At 60.5% G+C, this 12,075-nt stretch carries 9 protein-coding genes and 1 pseudogene; 6 read left to right on the forward strand and 4 right to left on the reverse strand.

The window, feature by feature from the left end; genetic code table 11:
- Positions 1-277 precede the first annotated feature (277 nt).
- Positions 278-1,102, forward strand: a complete 825-nt coding sequence (locus tag EKK30_RS18070; protein WP_290987152.1) for an SPOR domain-containing protein — start codon at positions 278-280, stop codon at positions 1,100-1,102.
- Positions 1,103-1,180: 78 nt separating this feature from the next.
- Here the strand turns inward: EKK30_RS18070 and EKK30_RS18075 are convergent, their stop codons facing one another.
- The gene (locus EKK30_RS18075) at positions 1,181-2,134 is read right to left on the reverse strand and encodes a neutral zinc metallopeptidase (protein WP_290987153.1); all 954 of its coding nucleotides are present in this window, start codon (positions 2,132-2,134) and stop codon (positions 1,181-1,183) included.
- Positions 2,135-2,270: 136 nt separating this feature from the next.
- Positions 2,271-3,713 carry a malonyl-CoA decarboxylase gene (locus tag EKK30_RS18080; RefSeq protein WP_290987154.1) on the reverse strand — a complete coding sequence of 481 codons (1,443 nt, stop codon included), beginning with the start codon at positions 3,711-3,713 and terminating at the stop codon, positions 2,271-2,273.
- A gap of 86 nt (positions 3,714-3,799) precedes the next feature.
- Between EKK30_RS18080 and EKK30_RS18085 the strand changes: the two genes are divergently transcribed.
- From EKK30_RS18085 to EKK30_RS18095, 3 genes are all read left to right on the forward strand, one after another.
- Positions 3,800-4,297 carry a hypothetical protein gene (locus tag EKK30_RS18085; RefSeq protein WP_290987155.1) on the forward strand — a complete coding sequence of 166 codons (498 nt, stop codon included), beginning with the start codon at positions 3,800-3,802 and terminating at the stop codon, positions 4,295-4,297.
- Positions 4,298-4,611: 314 nt separating this feature from the next.
- Positions 4,612-6,060 (forward strand): YcjX family protein, encoded by a 1,449-nt coding sequence (locus EKK30_RS18090; protein ID WP_290987156.1) that lies wholly within the window; start codon positions 4,612-4,614, stop codon positions 6,058-6,060.
- The gene (locus EKK30_RS18095) at positions 6,057-7,091 is read left to right on the forward strand and encodes a YcjF family protein (protein ID WP_290987157.1); all 1,035 of its coding nucleotides are present in this window, start codon (positions 6,057-6,059) and stop codon (positions 7,089-7,091) included. Before EKK30_RS18090 ends, EKK30_RS18095 begins: the two co-directional genes overlap by 4 nt.
- 16 nt (positions 7,092-7,107) lie before the next feature.
- Here EKK30_RS18095 and mdoH read toward each other — a convergent pair whose 3' ends face one another.
- Positions 7,108-9,081 carry a glucans biosynthesis glucosyltransferase MdoH gene (gene mdoH, locus EKK30_RS18100; protein WP_290987158.1) on the reverse strand — a complete coding sequence of 658 codons (1,974 nt, stop codon included), beginning with the start codon at positions 9,079-9,081 and terminating at the stop codon, positions 7,108-7,110.
- Positions 9,066-10,640, reverse strand: a complete 1,575-nt coding sequence (locus EKK30_RS18105) for a glucan biosynthesis protein (protein ID WP_290987159.1) — start codon at positions 10,638-10,640, stop codon at positions 9,066-9,068. Before EKK30_RS18105 ends, mdoH begins: the two co-directional genes overlap by 16 nt.
- 267 nt (positions 10,641-10,907) lie before the next feature.
- Between EKK30_RS18105 and EKK30_RS18110 the strand changes: the two genes are divergently transcribed.
- The gene (locus EKK30_RS18110) at positions 10,908-11,357 is read left to right on the forward strand and encodes a hypothetical protein (RefSeq protein ID WP_290987160.1); all 450 of its coding nucleotides are present in this window, start codon (positions 10,908-10,910) and stop codon (positions 11,355-11,357) included.
- A gap of 370 nt (positions 11,358-11,727) precedes the next feature.
- Positions 11,728-12,075, forward strand: a pseudogene (locus tag EKK30_RS18115) (porin); the annotation flags it as partial.

The following is a 12,075-nucleotide window of genomic DNA, read 5'->3' on the forward strand; positions in this document are numbered from 1 at the left end:
CTTGCGCTCTGGGGATCGCAAGTGGCGCATTCCCGCTGGGCTTTCGGGCCCGAAGAAGATTTCGGCGACATATGCCCACCATCTGACTTTGCTGAGAATTTCCCGGCAGATAGCAGCGTTTGCAGCATCTCGGCATTCTTCCACAGGTTCGCGCGAGCAGCGCGCTGCATGTCATTGCGGCGAAGGCGCGACAGACCCAACCTCATTTACACAGTGAAAATGATTCGGGACGCGCCAGCCTTGGGGTGCCCCGCACGTCAGTAGGATCACACAGACCATGACCAAGCCTGCCATCGAAAAGCCCGTACGCAGGAAAGCGAACCCGCAGTCGAACTCGATCGCATGGGCGGTGCTCGGCGCCGCGGGATTGGGATACCTGGGTATCGCATTTTTCGCGCCGCAGATCCTGCCGGATTTCTCGGGCGGCCGCGCCCATCAAGCCGAGACGACCGTCGCGAAATTTTCCGGCGAGATCGAGAGCATGCAATTATCATTGCGCAAGCTCGAGACCGACATGGATCGGGTCAAGTCGGACGTCGCCGCCCAGGCAAACCAGACGCAGAGCCTGAGCAGTCAAGTATCGGCCCTGGACGAGAAGATTAGCACGGCCCAGGCGCCCGCCGCCGCTCCATCTCCGGCAACGGCAGATGCGGCACCACAACAGCCGTCCGCAGGTTTCGCGGGTCTTGCCGCCGCAAGCGGGACCGACGATGCGGCCCCGGCTCCTGCACCCAAGATCATCAACTCTCCCCGCGTTGGGGCTCCGATCGAAACCGGCAGCGTCAACAGCGGAAGCGGCGCTCCGATCGCATTCGGTCCGGCGGTCGTGAAACCCACCGCCAAACCGGTCGGCATCCAGATCGCGCAGGATCCCTCCGTCGATGGGTTGCGGGTGACTTGGGGGGCTTTGTCTCAGATCCATCCCGAAGAGCTCGGGCGCTTGAAGGCACGTTACGCCGACATCGGCACCGCCGCGGCTCCGAACTTCGGTCTGATTGCCGGGCCCGTGAAGTCGAAAGCGGAAGCGAAAAAGCTGTGCAAGGCACTCGCAGCCCAAAACATCAGCTGCAAGGTCAGTGATTATCGCGGCGAAGAACTTTGATAGCGACGCAATTTCGAACACATACGGGGCGGGAACCAGGTTCCCGCCCCGTTTTGATTTCTAGGTCGCTGATAAGGCTCAGGGACTTGAGGTGTTGAATGTATCGCACGCATCCATGCGGCCTGAATCGAGGCCGGCCTTGAACCAGCGGACGCGCTGGGCAGCCGTCCCGTGGGTGAACGCGTCGGGTACGACCCGGCCGGTCATCCGCTTCTGGATCATGTCGTCGCCGATCTGCGACGCGGCGTTCAGCGCTTGCTCAACATCGCCCGGCTGCAGGCGCTTCTTCATCTGATCGTTGAGGTTCGCCCACACACCTGCGAGGCAATCGGCCTGCAGCTCGGTCCGTACCTGGATCTGGTTTGCTGTCGCTTCGTCGCCGGCGCGCTCTTTAAGCTCCTGCACCTTGTCGAGGATGCCGAGTTGCTTTTGCACGTGATGACCGACCTCGTGCGCGACGACGTAGGCCTGAGCAAAGTCCCCGCTGACATTGAAGCGACGCTTCAGCTCGTCATAAAACGCAAGGTCGATGTAGACCTTCTGATCGAGCGGACAATAGAACGGCCCCATCTGGGTTTGACCTTGGCCGCATGCCGTGCGCGTCCAGCCGTTGTAGATCACCATTTTCGGATCTGGATAGTTGCGGCCGAAGCTCTTGAAGACCGAGGTCCACACATCCTCCGTGTCCGCCAGCACCTTGCCGATGAATGCCTTCTCGGCATCGTCATTCTGCGCCGTTTGCTGGTTGGAACCCGGCAATCCCGGAATGTTGGAGGGCGCGCGTTCCGGCCGCTCGCTTTGAGGAAGTTGCGGCATCTGGATCTGATTGTTCGGGCCGAGCAGGACATCAAGCGGGTTGATGCCGAAGAAAAGCATCACCGCGCCGATGATCAGCAGCGTCGTGATGCTGAAGCCACCACGGCCGATCGGGATCTGTAGGCCGCCGCCGGGGAACTGCATTCCCCCTCCACCGTCCTGGCCACGGCGGTCCTCGATGTTGGAGCTTTCCCGGTCGTTCGGATCGTAGCGCATCGCCACCCTTCATCAAGAAAAAATAAGCGGACGCGGTGACGGGAGAGAGCGCCGCCGCAACGCTTTCGCGCCCATACTGCACGGGCAAATAGCCTTTACAAGGGCGTCTTTGGAGCCGCCGGGGAGCGCCTTGATCCTATGACTGAGATTCTTCGCTGCGCGCACGTTTCGTCTTTGTGACGCTTGGTAACGCGAGGAGATCTGGCACTGCACCAAGTCCCTTGCCTTTGGGCAGTGGCCGCAAGAAAGAACGCACCGCACGAGAGGCTGCAACAGTTCCCTCGTCCGCGTAGGCCTCATGATTGCGCTCGATCTCGCCGAGGTCGTAGCGATAATTGACCATGAGGCCGTGAGCCTCCCGAAGCCCCTTCTCGGATGTGTCGGCCAGCCAGTTCAGACGTTCGAGCCGTGCGCCGTTGCCAAGATGGAAACGCGCGACCTGATCAACGGGACGATCATCACTCGAGCGGGCCGACAGATAATAGAACGCGGCGAGCCCCATCAGCGCGGATTTCAGTTCCTCGGTGCCCGGCGCATCGTTCACGGCATCTTCCACCCAACGCGGGTCGCGCAACTTGGCCAGTGCGGCACGATCCTCGGCGCTGATCGGGACATCACTGCCGCTCGCCAAGGCGCGGTCCACCCAGCGCGCGAAACTCGGCGCAGGAGAGAGCGTCACAAACGTCCTGAGCGTCGAGACATCGCGAGCGAGATCCTCGACGACCTGTTTCAGCAGAAAGTTTCCGAACGAGACGCCCTTGAGACCTTCCTGACAGTTCGAGATCGAATAGAAAACAGCTGTCGTCGGCGGCGCGTCATCTTCAAGCCGGCGACCGTCGAGCACGGTCGAAATGGCGTCGGGCATCTCGCGCGTCAGAGCGACCTCGACGAAGATCAACGGCTCATCGACAAGCGCGGGATGAAAGAAAGCAAAGCAGCGGCGATCTTTCGGGTCCAGGCGACGGCGAAGATCATCCCAGCCGCGAATTTCGTGCACTGCCTCGTATTGAATGATCTTCTCCAAAATCGCCGCCGGCGTTTGCCAGTCGATGCGGCGCAGCACGAGAAACCCCCGGTTGAACCAGGACGTCAGCAGGCGCTCCAGATCGCGATCCACTCCCGCGAGCGCTTCGTCCGATTTGATGTGGCGCACAAGATCGGCACGCAGTGACACGATCTCCGCGGTTGCGCCGGGAGCCAGATTCAGCCGCCGAAAGAATTCGAGGCGCGGGCTGTAGGATGCCTTCTGGAGCTTGGTGAGCGTCTTCTCCGATGGATGATCGAGGTAAGCGCGTGCCGCTTCTGCGACGCTTGCCGCATCGGGCTGCAGATCTTCACCCAGGAAGCGATAGAAGGCGAGCCGCTCCTCACCGGTCGCCTTTTTGAACTGGTTCAACAACTGCCGCGCGATCGCGACACCGGAGGCTTCGCCTCTTCCGGACATCAAGGCCTGCGCCAAGACCTCAAGAGACTCGCTTTCGCCATCCCGGAACAGCGCCTTCGGCAGGAGCGCCCGCCCCTGCTCGGCAACGGCCGCCATCAATTCCTGGAAGAAGGAGACATTCACGCGTTCAGCCATGGATGAGATCGTGCTCCGCCGCGTTAACTTTTGCTTAACTCTATAGGTCGAGCATCTTGCTCTCTCGTCTATAGGGCAATTTCGTCATGACCGACCGCTTTTCAACGGGTTGGCCGTCGTCGAGTCTCGACGCGGCGAAAAATGATACCGGACGCGTCGCGTTCTGCGGACCCTATGTCCTGTCGGCGATCACCGGCTTTGGGATTTCCAAGATCGAGGATGTCATCCGCGCGGGTCGCGAGTTGCCGCCGCATCGCAAGCCGGTCGTCCGCGGAACATACTCGGATGAAGTCGAAGCCGCCCTCGCCTACTTCGGCTACCGAATGGAGCTGAAGGAAAGTCACATGCACCGGGCGCGTAAGGAGCGGCCGACGGTATGGACGTGGATGCAGAAGCCAAGGAGCGCCTGGGCCTATTACATTCTCGCGATCCACAAGGGCAAGGAAGGCCACTGGATCCTCGTGAAAGGCGTCAAGATGTGCGACACCTTCACAGAAGGCAAATGGACGTTCGTGGTCGATGGTCCGCATCGTGGATGCCGGATCATGGAAGTTTTCGAAGTCCGCAAAGCGCACGATGCGTAATGGCGATCTCTCGCCGGCCCCATGAACAGGGCGTGAACTTCGACTTCAGGGCCTATTCAAACCTTGAGCCTATGCTGGTCCTCAACGCTGGTTGTGGACGAGGCAAAGGAGAGCGCCCGTGTCCGAATTTTTTCGTTCGAGCGCCATCATGCTGATGGCCGTTGTGGTCCTTGCGGCGGGAGTAGCCGTTATTTTTTACGGGTGAGTGACGGCGCTTGACCGGGCGCAGCCGAAGCGTCTTGTCGAGGCCTGCAACTTACGCCACTTAAAAGGGGCCTCCGGGCCCCTTTCCCTTGCGACATGCGCGGCATCATTTGTCAGATACGTCTTATTCCGATTTCCTCAAGGATGCTCAGGCCCGCCTGTCGGATTACCTGACACCGTCAGTCCGGCTTGGCGTGACGGGGCTGTCGCGCGCAGGCAAGACGGTTTTCATTACAGCGCTGGTGCGAAATCTGGTCAGCGGCGGTCGTCTGCCCTTCTTCGCGGCAGATGCGGAACACAGGATCGTGCGTGCCTACCTCGAGCCGCAGCCCGACGACAGCATCCCTCGCTTCGACTATGAGGCGCATCTTGCCGATTTGCTCTCCACGCCGCCGCGATGGCCGGAAAGCACGAAGCGGATATCGGAACTGCGTGTGACGATCGAATATCGCTCATCGCATCTCCTGAAGCGCCTGGCTGGTTATTCGAAACTGCACCTCGACATCGTCGACTACCCTGGGGAATGGCTGACCGACCTGCCGATGATCGAGCAGGATTACCGCGCATTCTCTACCGAAGCTCTGGCGCTCGCTGCCTCGCCGTCACGCACCGAGTTCGCGAAACCATTTCTCGATTTTCTCGCGGGCACCGACCCAGCCGCTGCAGAAGACGAGCAGATTGCGATTACAGGCGCCAAGCTCTTTACTGCCTACCTGCGGGCGACACGTGACAGCGGCGCCCAATCGACGTTGGCTCCCGGCCGCTTCCTCCTGCCTGGGGAACTCGACGGCTCACCCCTCCTCACCTTCTTTCCGATGCCACTGACATCGGACGAGCGCCTGCCGCGCGGGTCGCTGGTGGCGATGATGGCGCGCCGTTTCGAAAGCTACAAATCGCTCGTCGTCCGACCGTTCTTCAATGATCACTTCGCCAAGCTCGATCGCCAGATCGTACTTGTCGATGTGCTGACAGCCTTGCACCGGGGCGCGGAAGCCGTTGGCGATCTGGAGCGAGCGATGACGAACATTCTCCGGGCGTTCCGTCCGGGCGCCAATTCCTGGATCTCGATGTTTCTAGGCCGGCGGATCGATCGCGTTCTCTTTGCCGCGACGAAGGCTGATCATCTTCCGGCATCGAGCCATGACCGCCTCGAGGGCATTCTGAAGGAGATTGTCGACGATGCCGTTCTGCGTGCTCAGACGGAAGGCGCGGGGGTGAACGCTTTAGCACTTTCTGCCTTACGCGCTACGCGAGAGGCCACGGCGAAGCATGGAGGCGAGACGTTGCCCTGCCTTCGCGGCACGCCGATCAAAGGCGAGCGCATCGACAAGGTCACTTTCGATGGGCTGACCGAAGCGGCGATCTTCCCTGGCGATTTGCCGGCCGATCCTGCGGCCGCTCTCAACGAAGCGCGACATAGGGCGTCAGCATCGCTGGAACTCGTCCGTTTTGCGCCGCCGAAGCTCGCGAACACGCTTGCAGACGGCAAACCCGCGGCGTTCCCTCACATCAGATTGGATCGGGCGCTCGACTTCCTGATCTCGGACTATCTCGCATGACAAACGCCAACGATACGCCCCCACGCAAACCTCGCGTCTTCAAAACCGACGACATTACCGAAGACATCGAATTCGCCGACGCGGGCGTTCCCACGGGTGGCGCCGTCACCACGCGCGGGGCAGAAGCCCGAGCACGACGTCTCACTGCGGATGACGTCAATCGCGGATTCCGTTTCGGGAGCATTCTGTTTTCGGCGATGGGCGCGCTCGCGACCCTTGCTGCAGGACTTTGGTTCACCCGCTTCGTCTCCGTTGCACTCGAACGGCAGGACTGGGTTGGCTGGCTTGCGTTCGGCCTGATGATGATCATCGCGCTAGCCCTGTTCGGCATCGTGGTGCGAGAGCTTCTTGGCTTCCGTCGACTTGCTCGTCTCGCGCGCCTTCGGACGCTCGTCAGATCGACGCTTGCGAAGCCCGATGCTGCCGCGGAGCGGAAGGCCGTCTCAGCCCTTCTCGCCCACTATCGTGGCCGTCCGGATCTCGCTTGGGGTTTGGCTAGGGTGAAGGACCATTCGGGTGACGTATTAGAGCCTGGCGAGCTGCTTCGTCTTTCGGATCGCGAACTCCTTCACCCTCTTGATGGCGAAGCTCGCAAGGTGATCCTCGCTTCGGCGAAACGCGTGGCGACCGTTGCCGCGATTTCGCCGATCATGTGGATCGCGATGGGCTTCGTGCTGGTCGAGAACGTTCGCATGTTCCGGGCGATCGCGACGCTGTACGGCGGGCGACCCGGTATTCTAGGTGCGCTTCGCTTGGCTCGTAACGTCATCGGTCACATCATCGCGACTGGCGGCCTCGCCATGACCGACGACCTTCTCGGTCAGTTTGTTGGCCAGGACGTCTTGCGGCGTCTCTCTCGCCGGCTTGGCGAAGGTGCTTTCAATGGCGCGCTGACATCCCGTCTTGGCGTTGTTGCCGTTGAAGTGATCCGACCGCTGCCGTACCTCGATTCCGAACCGCTGCGCGTTCGCGAGATTTTCAACGAACTCGTTCGTTCGCTGCGCGGAGCCGACAAAAAGGCAGAAGGCTAGAGTGAATGTCGGCGCGTCAGGCTGCGGCGGCGTCGGGCTCTTTGCTCAACCCACCGGGCGTCGCGATCTTCCTCGCCCAATCACGCGCCCGATGACCGGCATCGACGAGCACCGGCGGCGGCTTGCGATCTTCGTTGGTGGCGAGCGCCCATCGCTCCAGAGGCCCGGCGCGGAGGGACGTCAGCCAGCTCACCGGACCCGCCAGAACGAGGCCCAGGATGACTGGCGACATCCACATCAGAAGCGGGGGCGAGATCGTCCAGGTGATCGCGCCGACTATACCGCCGATGGCGGTGTGCCAGCGGGCAAACCACATTGCATCGTCGAACGTGAGCGCGCCGTCGTTGCGCTTCTGCGGCTTCCAACCGGAATCGCGGCCGGCGAGGATCTCGGCTGCGCCAACCGTTTGGGTCACCATGAAGATCGGCGCGATCAACATCGAATAAACCGTTTCGATAAGGACGCCGATCGTCACGCGCACTCCGCCGAAGAAGTTTCGATCCCGCCGGGCCTGCTTCCACGCGAGCACCAGACCGAGAGCTTTCGGCAGAAGCACGACGACCATCGTCCCCAAGAAGAGGCGAAGAGCGGCGCCGGGATCGATCGTCGGCCAAATCGGAAAGAGGGTCTTATCGTCCCGGAAGTAACTCGGGATCATCTGCTGGCCTTGCAAGGCAAGCACCACGCCAACCACAAGAGACATGGCCCAGACGCCGGACACGAGGTAGGACGCCGCACCCATCCCGAGGTGCAGCCGACCCATCGGTGTCAATCCAGGCTGCGAAACGATAGCCAGATGCTGAAGATTGCCCTGTGCCCATCTCCGGTCGCGGGCGACGACATCGATAATGTTGGGCGGCATCCCCTCGTATGTGCCTTCAAGCGAGGGCATCATGTGCACGCCATAGCCGGCGCGTTGGAGTAGAACGGCCTCGACGAAGTCGTGACTGAGGATGTGGCCACCGAATGGCTTGCGTCCCGGCAGATCGGGTAACCCCGCGGCCGATGCGAACGCCGCCGTGCGGATGATCGCATTATGGCCCCAGTAGTTGCCTTGGTCGCGGTGCCAGAACGCTAGCCCGGCGGCGACTGCGGGTCCGTATGTGTTGCATGCAAACTGTTGCAGACGCTGCAGCAGCGTTTCACCACCTACGAGGCGAGGCACAGTCTGGATAAGCCCTGCCTTCGGGTCTGCCTCCAACGCCGCCGCAAGCGACACCAGAGTTCCTCCGGACATGACGCTGTCGCCATCCAGAATGATGAAGGACTCATACGCCGCGCCGAAGCGCTCCACCCAGTCCGCGATGTTGCCAGACTTTCGCGCGGTGTTCTGGACACGCCGCCGGTAATATACCGCCGCGACCTCGCTGAGTTCTGTCGAGAGCGCGCGGTAGACGGCGGCCTCTTTCGCGCCGGCATCGTCGCCGCGCGTGTCGGACAGCACGAAGACGTCGAAATGCTCGTCGCGGCCAAGCTCGGCAAGCTCACGCACCATCGCTTCGATCGCGCCGGCGATACGCGCCGGATCTTCGTGATAGACAGGGAACAGCAAGGCCGTTCGGGACGACAGCGGTGACGTGGGCGGCGGCGGCTCTATCGTATCGGGATGCTCGTCGACGAAAAGCGGAAGGAAGCCCAATGCCGCGCTCAAGGTACCAATCGCGATCCACCCGAACGCAATTGTCGACAAGATAAGGAACAGGAACTGGACCGGCGTGATCACCACGAACGACAAGATACTGAAAAGCTCGTGAGCGAAAGCGGCCGTCATAACGGCAGCTCCGGCGAAAATCGCCGTTCGCGGCACCCAGTATCCGCGTCGCTTCGCGTCCAAGCGAGACTTAACGGGAGCAGAGAAGTCCTGCGTTGGCATGTCGAGGGGCGCGAGCGGCGGCAGATGCCACCACGGACCCGCGTCGACGGTCGGTTTGGAATACGCTTTAACTTCGGCCATCGCGCCTATGAAGTTTTCGTTTACGGCTTTGTCCATCGGTAGAGCCAAGTCTCGGAGATGGGTTGCTCGCCTGCCTTCAGAACGCAACGCAGTTCGACAAGTTCATTGTCGCCCGGGGCCAAATTAAACGAGACCCGAACGCCAGTGATCTCAGGATTACGTTGGACCGAGACATTGGAAATCTGACCGGCGCTGGAGGACAATTCAGCCGTCGGCAAATCTCTCGCGTCTTTGACCGACGGACCCGCCAAATCGATGACGAAAGAGATAGTGCCTGCCTTTTTGCCATTTCCCACACGCGTCTTGACGACGCGGGCGCCTGACCACGACTCCGGTACGTCGCGACCCCAATAGATTTTATAGTTGAAGAGGTGGGGACCGCCGGCCGCCAGCTCCTTCGAGGGCTTCCAGTAAACGGCGATATTGTCGTGGATCTCGTCTTCGATCGGGATCTCAACCAATTCCACGAAGCCTGACCCCCAGGGGCCTTCCGGTTCCACCCAAACAGACGGCCGTCGTTCGAAGTGGCTCTCGAGATCTTCGTAGTTGTGAAAGTCGCGATCTCGCTGCCAAAGACCGAAGCCTTTTGGATCCTGATCCATGAACGCACTGAGTTGTAGCGTCTTCGGATTATTCAGCGGGCGCCAAAGTCTTTCGCCGCCACCGTTTACCATCGCGAGACCCTCGCTATCGTGCACTGCTGGGCGGATATCTTCCACCCTGCGCTGGCTCGACTGGCCGTGGAAGTACATACTGGTCAGCGGTCCAATGCCCACGTGGCTCAAGGCAACTCGCGGATAGAGCGTCGCCTCCACGTCCATGACCGTTGTCTCTCCGGGGATGATCGAGAACCGATAGGCGCCGGTCGTCGATGGGCTGTCCAGCAACGCATGGATGACGAGTTCGGTTGCAATCGGCTTGGGTCTTTCGATCCAGAAACTGCGGAAAAAGGGAAATTCCTCACCGCCGGGTTGCGCCGTGTTGAGCGCCAATCCACGAGCCGAGGCGCCGTAGCCTTCGTTTCGTCCGATGCCGCGAAAGTAACTCGCTCCCTGGAAGACGGTATATTCGTCGTAGGCGTCGGCACGATTGATGGGTCCGTGGATACGGAAGCCCGAAAATCCGAAAGGCGCTGCATCCGGCCCCGGCCCGATGAGAGGTCCGAAGGAGAAGAGCTTACTGTCGGCGACTAGCCGGTTCGCCTTCCCGTTTTCGACGATCCAAAGATCGACGGGGACGTCGTACAACCAGCCCATGGCAAATGGCTGGATCTGGAAATCGAGATGGTCCCCTTTCCAAATCGCCTTTTCGGGACGGAAGCGGATATCGCGGTACTGGTCGTAAGAGAGCTTGTTGAACGGAGGCGGGAGGTCCATCGTCGGCTTGACGAAGGGCTGATCGGAAAGCCGCTTCGCCTCCGTTTTAACGGTCGTCGCGGCGAAGGCTGTACCTTGCGGGGGCTGCTGTTGCGCGGGGGCTGCCCCGTCTGCTTCTGCGGACGTCACGGCGAGGGCAAATTTCGCCAGAGCCATGGCGAACGTTCCCGACACCGCCTTCTCAAGCAGCACGCGTCGATCGACAATTTTTCCTGTCATTTCCGGTATCAGCTAACCCTTGCGGTGCGTATGGTCGGCCCTCACGCTTAGTCGCAAGCGCCCCCGACGGCCAGTCCACATCAGCTATCCGACGATTGTGGCAGATTTTCCACGATCAAGCCCTTCCCGTGTGACTTTCTCGTCAATGAAATATGAACATGAGGCAGCTGTGCGGCGGGGACACGAGGCGGTCGGGAATGACATCTTTCCGAAGCGGTCAACAGCTAGGCACTGATCTATTCGGCATCAGTCAACTTGGGGGTAGGAATGACGCCATTCCAAGAAAGCACTCTGGTCGAAGCGATGATGTCCGTGCGCGGCCAGATCGATTTCCTCTGGCAGTTCTTCGTATCGGTCCACATCGCACTCTTCGCGTTGCTCTTGCTTTATGATCATGCAGTGGACGGATTGAACGCGATCGCGAAACTCTTCGCAGCTGCTGGGATAGCAGCGTTCGAATGGATCAACGGCAATGCTTTGATCAATGCCTACCGGCTACTCGATGCGATGCAGGAACAGTTTCGCTGGAGCTTCGGCCAGCCAGACCGCTTCCATCCACTGTTCTATGAGCGGTTTGTGCTCGCGAGCTACGGCGACCGGCCAGAGATGGTTCTCATGACCCATTCCGCGGCTCTTGTAGTTATCCTCTTGGCGTTCGTCTCGAGAAGATTTATTCAGAGCCGCTCCAAACGTTCGTCCGTGCGAGACGCTGTTTAGCGCGGCATCGTCATCATCGACGTGAAATCGGGGGCTAAGTTCGGCGGGAAGAGAATTCGTCGGAAATGCGATTGCGTCATGGCCACCGTGTGGCGCCCCCGACGCTCGTGTCATTTCCGTCACAAAGCCCGGCAATTCCACTGCGAAACCGCTGACGACTATTCCCCACCCGAATCAGATCTGCTTAAAACATAACCCTAAGCGGTGATTCGGGGGGAAGCCCGGCCTACCGCAAAGACGGGTTTGAGGACGGTATAAAAAATACCACCGCGTAAAGAGTAACAATAACACCGCGTTAAAGAAGAGTGTTGGGGCTGAACGTGGCGTTCCATCCGACATTCCTCAAGTCGAAGCAGACGGGAGTAGTTCTATGAACAAGTACAGTCTGAGTGCCCTGGTGGCAGCAGGCCTAGTTGCGGGCGGCCTGACGACCAGCAGTGCATCGGCGGCTGACCTCGGGGGGAATTGCTGCGCAGACCTCGAGGAGCGCATTGCGGAATTGGAAGCAACGACGGCGCGTAAGGGCAACCGCAAGGTTTCTCTGACCGTGTCGGGCTGGGTTGGCCAGCAGGTCATGTGGTGGGACGACGGCGCTGAGTCGAACGCCTACGTCACCGACCTTGGTTCGACGCTCGGCAGCCACGTGAAGTTCACCGGCCAGGCCACCATTCTTCCGGGCTGGACGGCAGGTTACGTCCTGCACATCGAAGCCATCGGC

The sequence above is a fragment of the Hyphomicrobium sp. genome, from assembly GCF_003987855.1.
GTDB lineage: Bacteria > Pseudomonadota > Alphaproteobacteria > Rhizobiales > Hyphomicrobiaceae > Hyphomicrobium_B.